General features: G+C 58.7%; 20 protein-coding genes and 2 tRNA genes. 11 read left to right on the forward strand and 11 right to left on the reverse strand.

Annotated elements, in window-relative coordinates; genetic code table 11:
• Positions 1-459: 459 nt before the first annotated feature.
• The 5 genes from ASG19_RS13130 to ASG19_RS13150 all read right to left on the reverse strand — a co-directional run bounded on the left by ASG19_RS13130 (position 460) and on the right by ASG19_RS13150 (position 7277).
• Positions 460-1695: an OmpP1/FadL family transporter gene (locus tag ASG19_RS13130; protein WP_062457572.1), complete on the reverse strand. Its 1236-nt coding sequence runs from the start codon at positions 1693-1695 to the stop codon at positions 460-462.
• Between the two features lie 376 nt (positions 1696-2071).
• The gene (locus ASG19_RS13135) at positions 2072-4987 is read right to left on the reverse strand and encodes a valine--tRNA ligase (protein ID WP_062457575.1); all 2916 of its coding nucleotides are present in this window, start codon (positions 4985-4987) and stop codon (positions 2072-2074) included.
• Positions 4988-5107: 120 nt separating this feature from the next.
• Entirely contained in the window at positions 5108-6058 is a 951-nt protein-coding gene (locus ASG19_RS13140; RefSeq protein WP_082471943.1) for a DUF2497 domain-containing protein, read from the reverse strand.
• A gap of 241 nt (positions 6059-6299) precedes the next feature.
• Entirely contained in the window at positions 6300-6947 is a 648-nt protein-coding gene (locus ASG19_RS13145; RefSeq protein WP_062457581.1) for a protein-L-isoaspartate O-methyltransferase, read from the reverse strand.
• 132 nt (positions 6948-7079) lie between these two features.
• Entirely contained in the window at positions 7080-7277 is a 198-nt protein-coding gene (locus ASG19_RS13150; protein WP_062457584.1) for a hypothetical protein, read from the reverse strand.
• 308 nt (positions 7278-7585) lie between these two features.
• Here ASG19_RS13150 and ASG19_RS13155 point away from each other — a divergent pair.
• A tRNA-Cys gene (locus tag ASG19_RS13155) sits at positions 7586-7659 on the forward strand.
• A gap of 194 nt (positions 7660-7853) precedes the next feature.
• On the opposite strand, the gene ASG19_RS13160 is transcribed toward ASG19_RS13155, so the two are convergent.
• Complete coding sequence (locus ASG19_RS13160) at positions 7854-8042, reverse strand: hypothetical protein (RefSeq protein WP_062457587.1); 189 nt, start codon at positions 8040-8042, stop codon at positions 7854-7856.
• Between the two features lie 139 nt (positions 8043-8181).
• A complete protein-coding gene (locus tag ASG19_RS13165) occupies positions 8182-8877 on the reverse strand; it encodes a hypothetical protein (RefSeq protein WP_139283852.1) in 696 nt (231 codons plus the stop codon).
• Positions 8878-9178: 301 nt separating this feature from the next.
• Here ASG19_RS13165 and ASG19_RS23915 point away from each other — a divergent pair, with 301 nt between their 5' ends.
• A complete protein-coding gene (locus ASG19_RS23915; RefSeq protein WP_156461831.1) occupies positions 9179-9355 on the forward strand; it encodes a hypothetical protein in 177 nt (58 codons plus the stop codon).
• A gap of 796 nt (positions 9356-10151) precedes the next feature.
• The gene (locus tag ASG19_RS13170) at positions 10152-10793 is read left to right on the forward strand and encodes an exopolysaccharide biosynthesis protein (RefSeq protein WP_062457592.1); all 642 of its coding nucleotides are present in this window, start codon (positions 10152-10154) and stop codon (positions 10791-10793) included.
• Between the two features lie 63 nt (positions 10794-10856).
• On the opposite strand, the gene ASG19_RS13175 is transcribed toward ASG19_RS13170, so the two are convergent.
• Positions 10857-11120, reverse strand: a complete 264-nt coding sequence (locus ASG19_RS13175) for a PGPGW domain-containing protein (RefSeq protein ID WP_062457597.1) — start codon at positions 11118-11120, stop codon at positions 10857-10859.
• A 181-nt stretch (positions 11121-11301) separates the two neighbouring features.
• Here ASG19_RS13175 and ASG19_RS13180 point away from each other — a divergent pair.
• A tRNA-Asn gene (locus ASG19_RS13180) sits at positions 11302-11376 on the forward strand.
• 232 nt (positions 11377-11608) lie between these two features.
• Here the strand turns inward: ASG19_RS13180 and ASG19_RS13185 are convergent.
• A complete protein-coding gene (locus ASG19_RS13185; RefSeq protein ID WP_156461830.1) occupies positions 11609-11893 on the reverse strand; it encodes a hypothetical protein in 285 nt (94 codons plus the stop codon).
• A gap of 328 nt (positions 11894-12221) precedes the next feature.
• Between ASG19_RS13185 and ASG19_RS13190 the strand changes: the two genes are divergently transcribed.
• Positions 12222-12464: a DUF982 domain-containing protein gene (locus ASG19_RS13190; RefSeq protein WP_062457603.1), complete on the forward strand. Its 243-nt coding sequence runs from the start codon at positions 12222-12224 to the stop codon at positions 12462-12464.
• 83 nt (positions 12465-12547) lie between these two features.
• Here ASG19_RS13190 and ASG19_RS13195 read toward each other — a convergent pair whose 3' ends face one another.
• A complete protein-coding gene (locus ASG19_RS13195) occupies positions 12548-13099 on the reverse strand; it encodes a cupin domain-containing protein (protein WP_244476155.1) in 552 nt (183 codons plus the stop codon).
• A 401-nt stretch (positions 13100-13500) separates the two neighbouring features.
• On the opposite strand from ASG19_RS13195, the gene ASG19_RS13200 reads away from it, so the two are divergent.
• The 5 genes from ASG19_RS13200 (at position 13501) to ASG19_RS13220 (ending at position 17343) form a co-directional block, all read left to right on the forward strand.
• Positions 13501-14538 (forward strand): cysteine synthase A, encoded by a 1038-nt coding sequence (locus ASG19_RS13200; RefSeq protein ID WP_062457609.1) that lies wholly within the window; start codon positions 13501-13503, stop codon positions 14536-14538.
• 24 nt (positions 14539-14562) lie between these two features.
• A complete protein-coding gene (locus tag ASG19_RS13205) occupies positions 14563-15300 on the forward strand; it encodes an alanyl-tRNA editing protein (protein WP_062457614.1) in 738 nt (245 codons plus the stop codon).
• A gap of 66 nt (positions 15301-15366) precedes the next feature.
• Positions 15367-16248, forward strand: coding sequence for a 3-mercaptopyruvate sulfurtransferase (sseA, locus tag ASG19_RS13210; RefSeq protein WP_062457617.1), 882 nt, complete (start codon positions 15367-15369; stop codon positions 16246-16248).
• A 2-nt stretch (positions 16249-16250) separates the two neighbouring features.
• Entirely contained in the window at positions 16251-16808 is a 558-nt protein-coding gene (locus ASG19_RS13215; protein ID WP_062457620.1) for a GNAT family N-acetyltransferase, read from the forward strand.
• 70 nt (positions 16809-16878) lie between these two features.
• Complete coding sequence (locus ASG19_RS13220; RefSeq protein ID WP_062457623.1) at positions 16879-17343, forward strand: DUF1203 domain-containing protein; 465 nt, start codon at positions 16879-16881, stop codon at positions 17341-17343.
• Between the two features lie 10 nt (positions 17344-17353).
• Here ASG19_RS13220 and ASG19_RS13225 read toward each other — a convergent pair whose 3' ends face one another.
• The gene (locus ASG19_RS13225) at positions 17354-18055 is read right to left on the reverse strand and encodes a PadR family transcriptional regulator (RefSeq protein WP_062457626.1); all 702 of its coding nucleotides are present in this window, start codon (positions 18053-18055) and stop codon (positions 17354-17356) included.
• A gap of 272 nt (positions 18056-18327) precedes the next feature.
• Here ASG19_RS13225 and ASG19_RS13230 point away from each other — a divergent pair, with 272 nt between their 5' ends.
• On the forward strand, positions 18328-20328 hold the full coding sequence (locus ASG19_RS13230; protein WP_062457629.1) for a bifunctional 2',3'-cyclic-nucleotide 2'-phosphodiesterase/3'-nucleotidase: 2001 nt from the start codon (positions 18328-18330) through the stop codon (positions 20326-20328).
• The last annotated feature ends 2 nt before the right edge of the window (positions 20329-20330 follow it).

Consider the following 20330-nt stretch of genomic DNA (forward strand, 5'->3'; position numbering starts at 1 on the left):
ATACACCCGGAAGTCATAGAGCTTGCCATCTCCGACCGATTACACGGCCTGATCAGCCAACCGGCGATCAGCGAGACGCCAGCTATCGCTGCCGTTCTAGAATGGAAACTGTACGTCCCGTTTTCGGCAAGAGTAGGACCTGCCGGCAAAACGCGCCGAAGTTGTGCGCGGCGATCCGATCCGCCTGCGACAACGCGGCCAAAGCCCCGTATTCTATTGAAAAACCCGCCCATGGTACTCCAATTCACACGCGCCGCCCCCGCGGTCCGTGTCCGTTATTCCTTTACCGCTGCTCCCTGTTTGTGGCGGGAAATGGACAAAATCTCCGTTGTTCGCCGACCCGCTCATCGTGGCACAAGACTGTTGCCAAATCGTCACAAATTCGCAGGGGTCGGCGAAAACGCGCCACAAACGAAAAAGCCCGGCTCGAACCGGGCTTTTGCTAATTAGTAACTGTTTTCAGAACTTTACCTTCAACGACGTAGAAAGTGCTGCAACCAGGTCGCTATCGTATTCGTAGCTCGCTTCGTCGCCGACGGGGATGCCGTCAATGGACGATGCGCTGGACTCGCCACCCGTCAGGATGCCGAGCACGCCGCCAAGGCGAATCTCGACGTGCTGGGTCGGGGCATAGGAAACGCCGGCGCTGAATAGCCAGGTATCTGTCTGCGTTCCGAATTCCTGCGATGTGCCGCGATCCCAGGTGAGGCTCAGGGCCCCACTCCACTGTTCGTTGAACTTGTGGCCGATGCCGCCGGTGATCGTCCAGCCGTCGCGATAGCCGAGATCGAGCGATGTGATCTCAACACCGTTGTTGTAGAAGGGAATGCGCTGCAACTGGCTCCAGTCGGTCCACTTGACCGAACCGAAAGCAAGCCAGTCCGGTGCGATACCCGACTGAAGCTTCAGCTCGAGAGCATCCGGCATAGCCGTCGAGCCCTCAACCGGCACGACGGTACCGGCGTAGACGCTGCCGACCGGGACCTGCGTCAGATCGACAGTACCGGTGACCTCGTCGAGCTTCACCTGGCTATAATACATCAGGCTCGCGCGGAATGCGTATTCCGGGATTTCGTAGGCCGCACCGGCGCGCCAGCCCCAACCGTCGCCTTCCAGGTCCAGACGACCAACACCGCTGAACGCGAAGCCAAGCGCTTCAGGGGCGATCAACAGCCGTTCCTTGAAGCCATCCATGCGCAGATAGTTCGCGCCGCCGATCAGGCGAAGCTGGCCTGGGCCGGCATCGAAGCGGTAGGAACAGGTGGCTGCGTAGTTGTCGCTGTCGACCTTCGTCTCGATGTTGTCGTTGGCACCCGCCCAGTTGGCGCCGGGATTGGTATGCGCACCATAGGGCTGAGAATAGTCGAACATGCAGTCGACGGAATCGCCGATACCCGCCTTGATGCCGATCCGCGGCGACCAGTAGCTCTCGCTGTCGTCAGCAGTGCTCGAATAGGAATAGCCGGGTGTCGTGCTGAGGTTGCCGTCCGGTCCGGTGATCGTGTCTTGCGCGTTCTTCAGCTTCCGCTGCGGCATGACGTAGGTTGCCGTCGCTTCGCCGGCATAGGGCGACCTGTCAAACAGAAGGTCGATATTGTATCCCCCACGTTCCAGTCCGCCCGCTAACGCCGGCGAATAAACGCTCCATCCAGCCATCAGAACAAAGGCGCCCTTGGCGATGTAATTGCTTTGCATCTCGTCTCCCACTCCCAGGCAAGTCATTGAGACAATTCTAAATACTCTGCCCAAAATAACAACTTTCGGCTGTCCCCGATCTTGCGCTGCAAAACGGTCGCTAATTTACGTAAGCGGAGGAACAATCGCCACCGAATCGGTGGTTGGGAACAAAATTACCTAATCTGGGGCCGTACCGTAGCTGGAATTAGAACACCATCCCGCATGGGCGCGGCGATGTGACAATGCGGCAACATTGCGGCTTTCTCCCGTTGTGCATGTGCACGCAAACGGAACTTCTGGATCGAAGCGCAGCAAAAAGCCGCGGTCACAGGACCGCGGCTTTCAGAGATTCGTTCGTTGGCGCCGGCCTAGAGCACGGCGGAGACCTTGGTCATCAGCCGGCTTCGATGACCCGCTGCAGAGCGATCTTGAGGCTTTCGAGCTGAACTTCCAGCTCGGCATGGCGCTCCCGGTCAGCGGCAACCACGTCCGGATCGGCATTGGCAATGAACTTCTCGTTGGAGAGCTTCTTGCCGAGACGGTCCTTTTCCTGCTCGTTCTTGACGATCGCCTTCTCGATTCGGGCCTTCTCCGTGCCGAGATCGATCAGGTTGCCGAGCGGCAGGCAGGCCGTCGCCTCGCCGACGATGATCTGTGCCGCACCCTTCGGGGCGACGTCAGCTGTCGAGATGCTCTCGACACGCGCGAGCCGGCAGATTGCCGCCTCGTGACGCGCGAGCCGCGACGAGGTGACCGCATTGGCACCAACCATGATGAGCGGTGCTGTCGCCGATGGCGGGACGTTCATTTCGGACCGTGCAGAGCGGAGACCGGATACCAGATCGACAAGCCAGTTGATCTCGTCGGCAGCGTCAGCGTCCGCAAAACCGGAGACCGGCCACTCGCCATGGGCGAGCAATCCGTCACGGGCTGCCGTGTGAGCCCAGAGCTCCTCGGTCATGAACGGCATGAACGGGTGGAGAAGCGCGTAGCTCTGCTCCAGGACATAGGCCATGCAGGCCTGCGCCTCGGCCTTGGCGGCTTCATCCTCGCCCATGAAGATCGGCTTCAACAGCTCGACATACCAATCGCAAACCTGGTTCCAGACGAAGCGGTAGAGCGAAGCGGCAGCCTCGTTGAAGCGCTGCGTCTCGATCGCGGTGGTAACGTCAGAAACGGTCTTCGACAGTTCCGTGAGGATCCAGCGATTGACGGTCAGCTTCGCATTCTCAGGATCAAAGCCCGCATCACGCTTGACGCCGTTCATCTCCCCGAAGCGCGTTGCGTTCCAGACCTTCGTGCCGAAGTTGCGGTAGCCGGCGATACGGGCCGGATCGAGTTTCACATCGCGACCCTGTGCCGCCATGATGGCCAGCGTGAACCGCAGCGCATCGGCGCCGTATTCGTCGATCAGGTCGAGCGGATCGATGACGTTGCCCTTCGACTTCGACATCTTCTGGCCGTTCTTGTCGCGAACCAGCGCATGAACGTAGATCGTGTGGAACGGCTCGACAGGCTCGCCTTCCGCATCCTTCATGAAATGCATGCCCATCATCATCATCCGGGCAACCCAGAAGAAGATGATGTCGAAGCCGGTGACGAGAACGCTGGTCGGGTAATAGCGCTCCAGTTCCGGCGTCTTGTCCGGCCAGCCCAGCGTCGAGAAGGGCCAGAGTGCCGACGAGAACCAGGTGTCGAGCACGTCCTCGTCGCGGATCAGGATCTCGCCAGGCTTGAAGTTCTCGAGCTTCTCCTGAACCCAGGCCTTCCATGGGCCTTCGTGTGCGAGATAATGCTGGATGGCCGCGTCGAGTGCTTCTTCCTCGGACTTTTCGACGAAGCACTGACCATCAGGACCGTACCACGCCGGGATCTGGTGTCCCCACCAGAGCTGGCGCGAAATGCACCAGGGCTCGATATTTTCCATCCAGTCGAAATAGGTCTTTTCCCAGTTCTTCGGGACGAAGTTGGTACGGCCTTCGCGAACCGAAGCAATCGCCGGTTCGGCCAGCGTCTTGGCGTCGGCGAACCACTGGTCGGTCAGCATCGGCTCGATGACGACGCCGGAGCGATCGCCGAACGGCTGCATGATCTTCTTTTTCTCGACGTAGGGGATCGCGTTGCCTTCAGCGTCAGTGACGGTGACGCTCAGCCCGTCGGCATTGATCGCGTCAATGATCCTAGCGCGTGCTTCCATCCGGTCTAGACCGCGATACTCCTCGGGAACCAGATTGATCTCGTCGATGTCGGTTTCACCCGGCAGTTCGCCGGACTTGGCGATCTCCAGTGCCTTCGCTGCATAGACGGCATAGGCCTCACCATCGTCTCGCATCGAGGCCGTGGTATCCATCAGGCGATAGAGCGGGATCTTGTTGCGCTTGGCGACCTGATAGTCGTTGAAGTCGTGCGCGCCAGTGATCTTGACCGCGCCAGAGCCGAAATCCGGTTCCGGATATTCGTCCGCAATGATCGGGATCAGGCGGCGATGCTCCTTCGGACCGACAGGGATTTCGCACAGCTTGCCGATGATCGGTGCATACCGCTCGTCCGACGGATGGACGGCAACCGCGCCATCGCCCAGCATGGTTTCCGGACGCGTCGTGGCGATCGAGATATAATTGCGCTCTTCGGAAAGGACGATATTCCCGTCCGCATCCTTCTCGACATAGGTATAGGTCTCGCCGCCGGCCAGCGGGTATTTGAAGTGCCACATATGGCCTTCGACTTCCCGCGACTCGACTTCGAGGTCGGAGATCGCCGTTTCGAACTTCGGATCCCAGTTGACCAGCCGCTTGCCGCGGTAGATCAGGCCTTCCTTGTAGAGCGTGACAAAGACTTCGAGAACGGCCTTCGACAGCCCCTCGTCCATGGTGAAGCGTTCGCGCGACCAGTCGCAGGATGCGCCGAGGCGCTTCAACTGGTTGAAGATCAGGCCGCCCGACTCTTCCTTCCATTCCCAGACGCGCTCGACAAAGGCCTCGCGGCCCATCTCGCGACGGCCGGGAAGCTTTCGCTCGGCCAGCTGGCGCTCGACGACCATCTGCGTGGCAATGCCCGCATGGTCCATGCCCGGCTGCCACAGCACGTCCTTGCCGCGCATGCGCTCGAAGCGGACCATGATATCCTGCAGCGTGTTGTTGAGCGCGTGCCCCATGTGCAGCGACCCGGTCACATTCGGCGGCGGGATGACGATGGTGAAGCTTTCCGCACCAGCCTTTGCGTTGGCACCGGCACGGAAGGCGTCCGCATCGTCCCAGGCTTTGGCGATCTTCGGTTCGACGGCGGCGGAATCGTAGGTCTTTTCGAGCATTTCCTGACCCGTTTTTCTTTTTGAATGAGATGGTGCGGTGTTAAAGACGTGGAGGCCGTGAAGTCAATAAAAAAGCCGCCCCGTGTGGAGCGGCCCTTGATGACAGGCATTGGAGGCGATTTAGCGACGCGGGCCGCGGGCAACGCGCTCGATTTCCTCGCGCACGAGACGCTCCACCAGTGTCGGCAGGTTGTCGTCCAGCCATTCCTGCAGCATCGGACGCAGCATTTCCTGCGCCATATCCTCGACAGAGCGACGCTCGAGACCATCGAAGACGGCTGCAAGTTCGTTGAACGATTTTGTCACCTGCGCGCCCGCTTCGACCGAAAGGAGCGTTGCAGCGGCCTCCTCGATCATCGCAGGAAGATTTTCCTGTTGAGCCGGTTGCGCCTTCGGTGCCGGCTGTTCGACCGGCTCGGACATCTCCGGCTGCTGCGCGACTGCCGGTTGCGGCTTCAGCGCTGGAATGGGCGATGGTCCTGCAGGCTCGACGTCTTTCGCCATAGGGGTCTCGATCGGCTTGGATACCATTGCCGCAGGCCTTGTTTCGAGAGGGGCGATGGTGTCACGCAGCGCGACGTCGGCAAAGGCCGAGATTGCAGCGGATGCCTTCTCGGCTGCGGGCATCGACAGGCGCGGCGCCGGTGCCGGGCGGCTCATCGCATTTTCCTGCTGGCGGGCCGAAGCGGCGCGGACGCGGGCCGCAACGTCGGCAAGCGAGAGCGAGCGCTCACCCGATGATGAAATCTCAGGGTCGACTGTCGATGCGGAAACAGGCTTGGGTGCGTCGTTTGCAGATGCGGGGGCGTAGGGTTCCGACTGGAACGGCATCGGGGCCGGTGAATGGGCACGAAGAGGAAGGCCCGGGTCGTTTGCAGCGATGCCAGCGGCAAGATCGGACGCAAAGTCCGTATCGTCGATATCGTCGATCAGATCGTCATCCGCATAGGGCGAACGCGATGCCTGATCTGGTGAACCCTCGCCGACCGGCTCGTTGCTTTCGATGATCCGGCGGATCGAAGCCAGGATCTCTTCCATTGACGGTTCACGCGCTACACTTGGCTGAGCCATTTTCATCCCCGTTCTCGCCGACTGGGTGCCAGGTCGGCAGACGACCTCTTTTCAAAGGTCTGATTCGTTTTCACTTTACGAACCTCGTCTCGCGATACAACGACGGGCGCATCAACGACTCTAGCGATACACAGATTTGTTGCCGACGTGAATCCCCGCTGCCGATTTGTATCGCGCTGGAAAAACAAAAAGGAGGCCAAGGCCCCCTTTCTAAACTTCGCAAACCGTCAGCAAGCCGATTTTAGAATAGGAAATCCTTCGCTAGGCGGAATCCCGGCAACGGTTTGATCGAAGCGTTGAAGTGGGCGCTTTTCGAAAGTGCACCCTGCTCTTTGACGAAGAGCGTCGCCTGCGCGGCATTGCCGTATCCGAGAACGGCGACCAGACGCCCGCCATCCTTGAGCTGCGCACTAAGTTCATCCGGCACGTCTTCGATCGAGCCGGCAATGAAGATGACATCGTAAGGGCCCTGGTTCGCAACGCCTTTTTCCATGTCGCCCGTGACGACAGTCACGTTGTGGGCGCCCGCGAGGTTGGCGATTGCCTGCTCGGCGAGCGCTTCATCGGATTCGATCGACACGACCGATTTCGCGAGAAGCGACAAAAGCGCAGAAATGTATCCGCTGCCTGTGCCGACCTCGAGCACCGTATCCGACTTGGTAATCGCAGCCAACTGCAAAAGCTTGGCCAGAGGCGAGGCTTCCATCAGGAAGCGACCGGGACAGATTTCAACATCGTTGTCGATATAGGCCAGTGACTTCGACTTGGCCGGAACAAAGTTTTCGCGCTGTACCGTGAGAAACGCCTGAAGCACGGAATGTGCCGTCACGTCTGTCGTGCGGATCTGGTTCTCGACCATCTTCACACGGGCTGCTTCGAAATCAATCATGTCATCTGCCTCACAGCGCCGGCGTACCGGCCAATCCTTCAGCCGTGTTACTTGCCTCTCGCTGCGCTTTCAAGATAGCGCGCGCATCGATTGGAAAAAACACGGTGATGCAGGCGCTCGTGCAACTCTTGCTTAGTGCAGGATAAGGGTCGGAAGCTCGCGCTTCTTGGCGAGGACGACATCGTGTCCGTAGGATTTGCGCAGGCTATGGCTGCGATCGAATGCCAACTGCTCGGCAGCACTCAGATGAAAGGCTCCATCTGCAAACGTGCCAGTCGCATCATCTTCGGTGACGGGTCTGTAGAGTGCGGTGATCAATCGGTTCAGCATTTTTCACTCCCTGGGCTTCGCTCACTAAAGTCGGAAGAGCTCGGTTCCGTTCCCCTGACCGCGAGGAATATTCGTGAAATATTTACCATAGGATCAACACAGCCAGATGACGCGAACACGCTGCATACAGCCTCCCCCGCAGGGGTATCTTCCGAGGACGCCGCGTTTTGCAGGCGCCCTTCATCACCGGTACAGACAGGCGCCGCTGACGAAGTGGATAAAAACGTCGAGGATTGAACAGAAGGGTATTGCACCCATCGGAGATTCGTTCTAATTCGGCGCCACCACTCGCTTTTTTAGCATCGGATGGCCTCGTGGCGGAGTGGTGACGCAGAGGACTGCAAATCCTCGTACCCCGGTTCAATTCCGGGCGAGGCCTCCATCCCTTTCTCGATATATCGCAATGGGTTAGCATCGGCGTCAGCCGATCGACACGGTCTGTCCGATCGCAACCGGTCGCGCACATTCCTGGATGTTATTTAGGTATTGCGACTGGTGCACGAGAACGCCAGCGGATCTTCTTTCACGCCCGCCAGCCTTCCGCCAATTCGCGACTGAAGCTGTCGCCTGCCCGGATCAGCCCACCGGCCGCACCAGTTCTTCGACCAAGCCACGATACGCCTCTGCGGCCAGTTCCAACTCCGCGATGAGGGTCTCGTTCGACGTCGTCTGCGTCCTGAACCCGCTCGTGGTCAGCCACTCGATGTCCGCACGAAGGATTTGGATAGTGTCTTTATAGCGTTGGACGCGATTTTCCGGATGCATGTTCGGCTCCTGTGAACCGGAACAACTACCGCGCTTTGCGTTCGAGGCAATAAGCGGGATGCCAGAGACCGGACGTTTATCGGCACCGGTCGCTGGTTTGTGTCAAGAATTCAACGATTGGGCGCGAAGCGTGATGATGTCAGAGAGCAGACGCCGCGGCCGGCTTGCGTCCCCTGGCTGCCGCGGAAAGATCGATCGAGCTTATGGTCGCCACCAGGAACATGACCGGAATGCCGAATTCCAGCACTTCTTCGACGATACCCAACAGAAGATTGGTGTGATCGCTGACAATGACGCCAAAAGGCGCAAGCTTGCGATCCAGCCCATCGATCGACTTGGACACAATGGCAAGACCGATCGCCGCGATGATGTTCCAAGCCCAGGACGCGCGATACCTGACGCCGGAGAGAAGCTCAGGGCCGTTGCGAACGATCAGCCGGAACGCGACGGTTGCCACGAACAGGATCACCAGAACGCCAAAGACGCGCTCGACAGGTTGCGCCATGTTCGTCAGGTAGAGGTTGCTCTTGAGCATGCCGACACTGGTCAGCCGCTTGTCGAGGTCGAGTTCTCGCCCCATCATCAACAGCATGATGGCCGCAACCTGCCAGTCCCGCCGCCATATGTCGCCGGTGCGCGTCCACAGCCACACCATTGCGGTATAGGCGTAAAGAAGGGCCGTCGAAATCTCGAGCGCGCCGGTTTCCTTCGTCAGTGCTGTCGTAAAACCGTTACTCGCAAGGTCTATAGCGAACAGAACGGCAGCCCCGACCAATGCCAGTGTCAAAAGATACCAAGGACGGGAAGTAACAGCGTAGGCGTGGTGTGGGAGCATTTCGATTCTCAAAATTCATGTCGACGAGTGTTGATTGAGGGCGTGGACCGCTTAGCTGACCGGTGCCGTGCGCGCCGATTCTGGATGAAAACGGTCTACTACTGGAGAAGCCGGTAGTCCATGTTTTTGACGGCGGACAGATTCTGCTCGGCCCCTGTTTCCAAGGAAACCGGCAAACCCGAAAAACTGTCGAGCAGTCCTTCACGCCGTTGATTTATTGCTTCTATTAGCAAATTTCCTTTACATTTCTGCAGGCGCGTCTATTTCCGGCCCCTCACGGAATGATCGCAGCGAGGCCGATTTGAAGGATGATCCCGCCACACAACTCGCAGATATTGCGCGGCAACTCGCACTGCTTGCGGAGGCAGCCAAGGCATTGTCGCAGACGCCGCTGGTGGAACTGTCCGGTCAGCTTCTACCGGCCGGCCGCGACAAGCCGGACGAGCCCAAAACCCCTCTCCCAAACAGCATCAATTAGACTTGAACGGCTCGTATCGGACAAGCTTGCCGTGATCACATGGTCGCGCAGCGGTATGGGGTCTGCGCGGGTGCCGAAGAGCCCCGCCCATAGCATCGACACGATGCCGCAACATTTCACGATCGGGTCGTAACCAGATATTAACGTTCCTCCATAGGGCTGCGTTAAACTATTTGTCCTAGAAATAGGCAGACGGCGATGTTGCCGCCATACCCTTGTCAGAGGATCGCCATGACGGCGATGGTTCGATATGAAGCTCTCATCTTCCGACGCCGTCATGGCGTTCACGACTATTATATCCCTCGTCAGCATCATTTATGTGGGGCATCTTTTCGTTGCCCTGTTTTGACGGTCTCACCGAGACACGCTGACTGACGGCCTCTCCTCGTCCCCCACAAGCCGCACGCTCGCCCTGATCAACATTCTCGCTCACGGATCAAAATCGTGTTAGAGTGTCTGAAGTCAGGTGTGGGAGACATCTGGCGGCTTGGGTAACGGGAAGAGGAGACCGTTATGCAGTATCTCGATTTTGTAGCCGCATTGAATCCATTCGTCTTGTGCACTCTTGCTCTCGTGGTGGCCTGCGGCCTCTATGATCGCTGGGCGCAACCGAAATAGTGGATTGCATGCGCAGCCGGGAAATCGCGACGCGTTGCTCGTGTCAATAACCGGTACATCTGGAGGCGGCTTGATGGTCGACTGACGCGCCGCGCGTCGCGCGAGTTCGTTTTGTTGCCTTTGAGTTGCTTGTTTCTGCTGTTATTCAGACTGCATTTCTTATGATAGAGGTGCAGCTTTGCAGGATAACGCGGAATTCGAAGATACATCGGCAGGTCTCAGCGAAACGCTGAGGAAATTGATCGATCGGATTGACGGCGGCACCGTGACGCTGCGTCAGTTGATGGATGGCGTCGGTGAACAGGGTCTGCTGCTGATCTGCGCGGTCACATCCCTCCCCTTTCTGCTGCCCGTTTCGATCCCGGGTGTTAGCACCGTGTTCGGCGCGGCCATCATAATGATCAGCATTGCTGTGGTGCTCAACCGGATGCCGTGGCTTCCTCGTGCGATTCTCGATCGGGAACTCGACAGCGCAAAGCTGGTGCCGACCCTTGAGAAAGGCGTGAAAATCGTCTCTAGGCTCGACAAATATCTGAAGCACCGCATGGCCGGCATCACGACCGGGCCCATTGCCAACAGGGTCAATGGCCTCGCAATCACGTTCGCCGGTGTGCTGCTGATGTTTCCGCTCGGCCTCATCCCCCTGTCCAACACGCTGCCCGGCATTGCTATTCTGCTTCTGTCGACAGGCATGGTTCAGCGGGATGGTCTCGTCGTTCTCGGCGGTTATTTCTTCAACCTTGCAACGATCGTCTATTTCGGGGCGCTTGCTTATGGCGCGTTCGCCGCCGGCCAGGGCCTGGCGTCACTCGCTGGATAAGCCTCATTCCGGAAGAAGCTCTCGCACCAGGCGACAGCTTCTCCCGGTCTGGTTGACATCATGTCATTTCCGAAGCGAAGCTGCTTGTTTCTCGCGGCGCCTGCGACCCCACCAGACTTCCAGACGACGACGACGACGTCTGACGAAAGCGAGATCCTGCGACAGGATCAAGATACCCAGCGGCACCATCCAGAAGCCCAAAATCGGCAGGAAGCCCAGAATGCCGCCGACGATAAGAACGGTTCCGATGCAGAGCCGCGCCACGCGCGAGCGCGGCATCGGAATGGACCGTCCTGCGATGAAGAGACGACCCTGCCCCGGATCCATTCCAAACCGCCTGCCTTGAGGTTTTTCCACCACGTATACGGCTCCAACTAAACGCTTTTTTGTAGGGGCGAGATGGGGATGCATGGGGATAAAACAAGCCGGACCTAATTTTTTTGAAAAAACCGCTTGGCAAATGCGTGAAGCATTTGTATTACCCCGCTCACACCGCAAGCGCGGTTGTTCCCTGGTAGCTCAGCGGTAGAGCATTCGACTGTTAATCGACAGGTCGCCGGTTCGAATCCGGCCCGGGGAGCCAAATTCTGCGATAAGCGCCTGTTTTTGTTGATCCGTATCCGAAGACAGGCGCTTCTCCACTTCCCCTATTTTGACAAAGCGAAAAAGCAACTTGATATGGCGATTGGTTTCGCGTTCGGGGATGTGTAACGCTGTTGCGTGCAGTTCCACTGCCAAAGAAGAAAGCCGGTCGCGTCCGCTAAGTCGCAACGTGAGTTCTGTGTTTGCTCCCCGCGCTCATCTCAAAGTCGTCTTCACTTCTGATCCGAGGGTGCAGGCGTACCGGGAAGCGCGTTTTCGCGGGATGGGGCAGCCGGCGTATCGTAATGCGTGCCCTGCGGATCGGGCGGCACACTGTTGGCGGTCGGAGCCTGCGTGACGCCGATGCTAACCGCGACGCCGACGGCGATCGCAACGGCCAAGCCGGCCAACGGAATCAGAGAGCGATGTCGGCTCTCCTTGTAGGAACCGTACGCAAGTGCGAGCCCAAGCATTGCTGCTCCGCCTGCGACGACGATAAACCACATGTAATTAGCCATTATTTTTCCTCCTGAAACCAGAACATGCGTATCTGGCCGAAGTTCCGCGTCCAGCGGAGACGCCTCACCGACGCGACTGTTGCAGGCTGGTGCCGCACGACGTCGCGAGTGGCGACAGTTGTTCTCGTGCCTTGAAGTGAGCAGACAGGCTAATTCGATCGCGTTCGTTGGGGCGGTGTCACGACGCCCCGTCCCTGGGCACAGTGCCCGGCGATGCCGCCCCTTAAATGCTCCCAACACACATCCGAACCCGGAAAATCCGCTTGTCCTAATGGAACATTGCGCTAGGCTGGAGGTAGAGGACAGTTGACTTAGGGAGGAGACAACTATGCCGCAGCCGAACTGGCAAAAACCGGTCAAAGTCGCGTTTGGGAATCTTGGGACCGAGGTAATCAATGGGCCATCCGAGGCCCTCATCCTGCTACTGGACCACTGGCCGGATCTTCGGGGTCCGCATTTCGTGCGGGCGCGCAGTGCCTGCCGGGCTGCCCTCGACGGCCGTCGTTCGCCGGAGGACGCACGACAGTTTTTCGAGCAAGCCGTGAGCGAAGCGCAAATGCACGTAAACTGATTGGTCTGACTGCTGCGTTTTCAGTTCTGGCCGATTGACGAATGGTTGACCGCGAACCAACCATTCGATGACAGTGTTCGGCTTTAAAGTCCGATCATATCGCCCATGAGCTGGATCGGCGATCCGCTGAGAGCGATCGGTGCAAACAGGACGGAAAAGCAGACGCACGGCCCCGAATCACCAACGATCGGCCGGTGATCGAGCGTCTCGTCAGCGACCGATATGTCGCCCTGCGTGAAGTTTCCGCGGTGATCGTGGAATTCGCCTTCGATCACCAGCGTGAGTTCGAGACCGTTGTGGCCATGGTTTGGAAGTGCCCTCCCAGGACGGGCCCAGAGAAGACTTGCTTCCACGTCGGGCGACCGCTCGATAATATGCTCGCGCAGTCCCGGCAGCTTGCGCCGCCACGGAATAGAGGTCAGGTCTTTCCCCGTATAACCGCGCAACAGGGCCGGCAACTGGGAACCTTGCTCCGGTGGCAACACGCTCCATGCCGGCGGGTCCGATCTGACAATATCGCTGATGGCCCTGTCTCGAAATTCACGGGACAACGTCTCATCGCAGGTCATGTCTTCCAACCCATCGCCGGCCAGTCGCTGAAGGGCATCGACAAGCTGGGCATTGGGTTTCTGCATCTGCAGATGGGAACCTAACAAGACGTGGGCTGCCTTTGGCAGAGAGCCGGCTACGTATTGCGAGATCAGAAAATCGACTCTCTCAATATTCAGATGCATAAACTAAGCCGCAATCGTTGGCGTGAACGAAATTCAGTTCTCAAAATCAATGCCATCAGGTCGAATCGTCTGAAACCAAAACCGAGCGCTCCACTCTGCGTAGTGCAGGGCGAAGGATGTATTATACAGTTGCATCCGAGCCATGTCGATAAACCTGCCGGTATTGTCCGGTAGATGACAGTCCTCGGTATGCGGGGGCGATCCCATCGCGCGCGATGCGCGGAAAGGATTTTCTTGGCGCGGATGCCTTGCCCGCCGAATGCAGCCTGATTACATGATCCTTGAAAAAGAAGGCATTTCCCATGGCAATACAATCTTCTGTTCTCGACCTCATCGGCAATACGCCGCTCATCAGGCTGGCGGCTGCATCCGATGCAACCGGATGCGAAATCCTCGGCAAGGCCGAATTTCTCAATCCCGGTCAGTCGGTCAAGGATCGCGCGGCGCTCTATATCATTAGAGATGCCGAGAAGAAGGGGCTTCTGAAGCCGGGCGGAGTGATCGTCGAAGGGACTGCCGGCAATACCGGTATCGGTCTGACCCTGGTCGCAAAGGCATTGGGGTATCGAACCGTCATCGTCATTCCAGAGACCCAGAGCCAGGAGAAGAAGGACGCGCTGAGACTGATGGGCGCCGAGCTCGTGGAAGTACCAGCCGTTCCCTACAAGAACCCGAACAACTATGTGAAGGTTTCCGGTCGCCTTGCCGAGCAGCTTGCCAAGACGGAACCTGCGGGCGCGATCTGGGCAAACCAGTTCGACAATGTTGCCAACCGGCAGGCCCATATCGAGATGACGGGCCCCGAGATCTTCGAACAGACGGGCGGCAAGGTGGACGGCTTCGTCTGCGCAGTCGGCTCCGGCGGTACGCTGGTCGGTACAGCCATGGCGTTGCGGGCGCTTAACCCCGCCGTCAAGATCGGCATCGCGGATCCGGAAGGTGCCGCACTCTACGAATTCTATGCGCACGGCGAGATGAAATCCGAGGGCAGTTCGATCACCGAGGGCATCGGTCAGGGACGTATCACCGCCAATCTCGAAGGGTTTGCGCCTGACTTTTCCTATCGCATCTCGGATGCTGAAGCGCTGCCGATCGTGTTCGATCTGATCGAGAACGAGGGGCTTTGCCTTGGCGGCTCTTCCGGCATCAACATCGCTGGCGCGATGCGCCTCGCGAAGGATCTCGGTCCCGGCCATACGATCGTGACGATCCTTTGCGACTACGGCAACCGCTATCAGTCCAAACTCTTCAACCCGGATTTCCTGCAGTCCAAGGGCCTGCCGGTTCCGGGCTGGCTCACGAAGAAGACCAAGATCGATATTCCGTTCGAAACCGTCTGAAACCGACCGCAGAGAACAGAACCGATGGCAACTGAACTCCTCTATCGCGACGACTTCTATCTCTCGACACTGGAGGCGGTGGTTACCGCGATCCACGAGGATGGCGGCATCGAATTCGACCGCACCTGCTTCTATGCGACATCTGGGGGGCAACCTGGTGATACCGGCAGTCTGGAGCGCGCCGACGGAACCAGGATCAAGCTTGGCCAGACACGGCACGGCGAGACGAAGGACATCGTCGTCCACGTTCCGCTGGAAGGCGAACCGCGGCCGACGGTCGGCGAAACTGTTGTCATGCATGTCGACTGGGACAGACGGCACAAGCTGATGCGGATGCATACGGCCTGCCACCTGCTGTCGGTCGTCTGCTCCTACCCGATCACCGGTGCCGCAGTTGGCGAAGACGAATCGCGTGTCGATTTCGACATGACGGCCGTGATCGACAAGGATGAGGTGACCGCCGGCTTGATGGATCTCGTTGCGCAGAACCATCCGGTCTACCTGCAATGGATCACCGACGCGGAACTGGCAGCCAATCCCGGCATCGTCAAATCGAAGAACGTCCGGCCGCCGGTCGGGCTCGGACGCGTCAGCCTTGTCTGCATCGGCGAGGATTCGAGCGTTGACAGCCAGCCGTGCGGCGGCACACATGTTGCAAACACCGGGGAAGTGGGCGCTATCCACATTTCCAAAATCGAGAAAAAGGGCAAGGAAAACCGTCGCTTCCGGATCCGGTTCGGCGATATCGCCGCGGATGCCTGAAGACACTCGTTTGTCCGAACCGGTTTCTCACCGAATACCGCGTTTTATCAAGGTAGGAGTTTTGACATGAGCGACACCAGCCGTTTCGTCGTTTCGTCCGAGTGGCTCGAAAACGAGCTCGGAAGCCCGGATTTGAGAATCGTCGACGCCTCCTTCTACCTGCCTGCCCACAACCGCGATGCAGATGCCGAATATGCGGCAGGGCATATTCCCGGTGCCGTGCGTTTCGATCACGACAAAGTCGCGGATCATTCCACCGGCCTCCCACATATGGTGCCCTCGCCCGATGTGTTTGCCGATGCTGTCGGCAAGCTCGGCATCAGCGAGAATGACCGCATCGTCATCTATGACGGTCCGGGCATCTTTTCTTCGCCGCGTGGCTGGTGGCTGTTCCGCATCATGGGTGCGAAACAGGTGTTTATCCTGGACGGTGGCCTCGATGGCTGGAAGGCGGAAGGGCGCGCGCTCGAAACCGAAATCCCCTCGCCGGTTGCGTCCAATTTCGATTCGGAGCTTCGCCTCGACAAGGTCATCGACTACCATCAGATGATGTCGATCGTCAGCGATCGTACAAGCCAGATCGCCGATGCACGGCCGGCCGGACGCTTTACCGGCACAGAGCCGGAACCCCGCGCTGGCATGCGCTCCGGTCACATGCCGGGTGCCGTCAACGCTCCCTCCAGCAGCTTTTCGACAAACGGCAAGCTGAAGACGATACCCGAACTGCGCCAGGCTATTGAAGCCGCGGGAATCGATTTGGGGCGCCCGGTCGTGACGAGCTGCGGTTCGGGCATTACCGCTGCGATCATCACGCTTGCGCTGGAATCGCTCGGGCATGAGGACAACGCGCTTTATGACGGGTCTTGGACGGAATGGGGCGGACGCTCGGACACGCCGATCGAGACAGGACCGGCTAAGCCTACCCCTGCAATCTCGTCGCAGGCGTAACGATGGCGAAAAAGCCCGTACCGCTGAAGGCGCGCGTCACCGTTCTGGAAATGACGGCCGCGCCCAAGACCAGCATGCCGATTCCGGCCAACATTCAAACCGCCATCATACGCGCCACCGAAGTGCCGTTGCATTTCTACCGGTACCTATACCGGCAAGTCGGCAAACGCTGGCACTGGTACGATAGGCTGCGGCTGTCCGACGCCGAGCTTGCGGCCGCGATACACAACCCGCGCTGTTCGATCACGATCCTTCTGGTCGACGGATCGCCAGCCGGCTTCTACGAGCTGAACTCTACTGACGACAACGTCGTAGAGCTGTCCTATTTCGGCCTGTTCGAGCGGGCCCTCGGGCTCGGCATCGGCAAGTGGTTCCTGACGCAGGCTCTTTATTCTGCGTGGCAGAACAACCCGGAGAAGGTCACCGTCACCACCAATTCGCTCGACCATCCCCGGGCGCTGCAGCTCTACCAGATGATGGGTTTTTCGCCCGTCTCGACATACGAGGCCGAGATCGTGCCGATGACCAGCGCGGAACTGGTAAAGGTGCTGGACAGCTAGCTCGCGCAAGGATCGGGTGGCGCTTCAAAGCCCGACGGGTCATCTCCTATATATAGAAAAGGAGACGACCATGCCAATCTTCAACGCGATCCCGGGTGACCACGCAGAGCATCTATGGAACGGAGGCAGCGATTCCTACGGACACCAGACGGAGACCATGATCTCGGATGGTCCCGGATATCCCTGCCGCCATTGCCTCAGGAATATCGGCGCGGGCGAAAGCCTGTTCGTTCTTGCCTATCGACCGTTTCCGACAACGCAGCCCTATGCCGAAACCGGTCCCATCTTCCTGCATAAGACGCCCTGCACACGGTTTATCGCGGAAGAGGTTCTACCGCCAATTCTGGTCAGTCCGGATTACATCGTCCGGGGTTATGGAGAGAATGACAGGATCGTCTATGGCACGGGTGCGGTGACCCCGACGTCCGAAATCATGCGGCGCGCCAAAGACCTGCTTCAACGCGCCGATATCGCCTATGTCCACGTTCGTTCGGCCCGCAACAACTGTTTCCAGTGCCGGATTGACGCGGCTTAGCAGGAGCCCCTTATGCCTGCGGGTCTCCGCCGTCCCGCTCCAGCTTTTCGGCAAAATCGAGGAGCTGCCGCACGAGATCGCCCGCAGCCTTGTCGTTTTGTTCGATCCTGCGAGCCGACACTTCTCTCAGGTTGAGAAGCGCCGCTTCCACACTGCGCGGCAGAGCCGGGCCGCGGTCATGATGTGGCCCCCTGTCGTGATCGCGGTGGTGTTCGTGCCGTTCCTGCTTCTGCTTGATCTTTTCAGCCAGCTCGGACAAGCGCTCGAGGATGGTCGTTGCGAAACTGCGGTTCTCATCGAGGTGCGCACGGCCCTCGTCAGTGATGGTGTAACGCTTCTTGTTGCCATCCGCTTCAGCCGTCACGTAGCCGGCTTCCTCAAGATAGGTCAGCGTCGGATAGATGACGCCAGGGCTGGGTGCGTAAAAACCATACGTCATATCTTCGATATGTTTTATGATCTCGTAGCCGTGGCGGGCTTCTTTCTCGATCAAGGCCAGGACGACCAGTCTGAGATCGCCCTGCATCAGAAAGCGACCGATACGACCCTCGCCATCATCGCCGAAGCCACGGCCACCGCCCGGCCCGCCTTTTCCGCCAAAACCCCTACCCGCAAAGCCTTTGCTGAACGGACCGCCCCGCATGGTAAATAGTCCCTCGAAGCCCGAGCGATCGGCGTTGCAGCTTTTGTTGGTTTCAAATCGTTGAAACATCTTACTCTCCTTTAGAGTATCTTTCGATATATCTAAAGCTAGCACATTTGCGCAATGCTGCAAGCTGCCAGATATATCTAAGTCATATCCATTTGATTTTTGTGGCGGATTTTTTTCGAGCTATCTGCGGCGCGCGGTGCGGCCGATCCGGATTGACCGTCGCGTCATTACCCGGCAGTCACCGAACTTTCGCCGACCGTCATTTTAGGGATGCGTCCGTGGGCGATTGTGCCTAAGCTCGCCTCCATCAGTGATCCGGAGGGAGATATTAGATGTCGCTTTTCACCAAAGACCTTTTCGAAAATCATGCAGTCTCGCGCCGATCCCTTCTCGGTGGCATTGCGGCCACATCGGCGCTGGTCATGCTCCACCCGTTTGCGGCACGCGCGGCCGCCAACCAGGCGCATCTGCGGCTGATGGAGACGACAGACATCCACGTGCATGTCTTCCCTTATGATTATTATGCCGACAAGCCGAACGACACACTTGGACTGGCCCGTACCGCCTCGCTCATCGATTCGATTCGAGCCGAAGCCGGAAATTCGATGCTGATCGACAACGGCGACTTCCTGCAGGGCAATCCGCTCGGGGACTACATCGCCTATGAGCGTGGCATGAAGGAGGGCGACAAGCATCCCGTGATCACTGCGATGAACGTGCTGGGATATGACGTCGGCACGCTTGGAAACCACGAATTCAACTACGGCCTCGATTTCCTGTTCAAGGTTCTTGCAGGATCCGGCTTCCCGCATGTCTGCGCCAACCTGACCAAGGGCCAGCTTGCCTCCAGTGCCAAGGACGACGATCTCTTCTTCAAACCCTACGTGATCATCGAAAAGCAGATCCGCGACGGTTCCGGCCAGTCGACCCCGATCAAGGTCGGCTTCATCGGCTTCGTGCCGCCACAGATCATGACCTGGGATAGCAAGAATCTTGAGGGCAAGGCGCAGACGCGCGATATCGTCGATGCTGCCAAGGCCTGGGTGCCCGTCATGAAGGAGGAAGGCGCCGACATCGTCATCGCCCTCTCCCATTCCGGCATCGATGGTTCCGGCCAGAGCGATCGGATGGAAAACGCGTCTCTTTATCTCGCAGGGATCGAGGGTATCGATGCGATCTTCACCGGCCACCAGCATCTGGTCTTCCCCGGCCCGAAGGATTTCGAGGGCATTGCCGGCGCCGATGCCAAGAAAGGCACGCTGATGGGCAAGCCCGCCGTCATGGCCGGGTTCTGGGGCTCCCATATGGGTCTGATCGACCTGTTGATCGAAAAGGATGGCAGCGGCTGGAAGATCGTCGATTCCACCTCGGAAGTCAGACCGATCTATCACCGCGACGAAAATCGCAAGGTCGTTGCCGACGTCAAGGACAAGCCTGAGGTCACCGCGGCCATCAAGCCGGAACACGAGGCGACGCTTGCCTATATTCGCCGTCCGGTCGGCAAGACATCCGCGCCGCTCTATTCCTACTTCGCGCTGGTCGCGGATGATCCGTCGGTGCAGATCGTTTCGAATGCGCAGACCTGGTACATCAAGGACATGCTGAAGGATGGCGAGTACAAGGACCTCCCGGTGCTATCCGCCGCCGCTCCCTTCAAGGCCGGCGGTCGCGGCGGTGCGGATTACTTCACCGACGTCCCGACCGGCGACATCGCCATCAAGAATGTCGCGGATCTCTATCTCTATCCCAACACGGTTCAGGCCGTGCTGATATCGGGCGCGCAGGTGAAGAACTGGCTGGAAATGTCGGCTGGCATGTTCAACCAGGTCAAGCCGGGATCAAAGGACGTTCCGCTGCTCAACGCCGGTTTCCCGTCCTACAATTTCGACGTGATCGATGGCGTGACCTACCAGATCGACCTGTCCCAGCCGTCGCGCTTCGACAAGGACGGAAAGGTACTGGACGAGAATGCTCACCGTATCGTCGACCTGAAGTTTGACGGCAAGCCGATCGATCCGGCGCAGAAGTTTGTCGTCGTCACCAATAACTACCGTGCCGGCGGTGGGGGCAAGTTTCCGGAGATCGCCAGCGACAAGGTCATTTTCGTCGCACCCGACACCAACCGCGACGTCGTTGTTCGCTACATCATGGATCAAGGGACGATCAATCCTTCGGCCGACGACAACTGGTCGTTCAAGCCGCAGCCCGGATCCACGGCCCTGTTCGAGACCGGACCCAAGGCGCGCCAGTTTGCCGGCAGCCTGAAGGGGACGAAGATCGAGGATGCCGGCGACGGCGAGAACGGTTTCGCGAAGTTCAGACTGGTGCTCTGAGG

The organism is Rhizobium sp. Leaf306 (assembly GCF_001423425.1).
Taxonomy (GTDB): Bacteria; Pseudomonadota; Alphaproteobacteria; order Rhizobiales; family Rhizobiaceae; genus Neorhizobium; species Neorhizobium soli.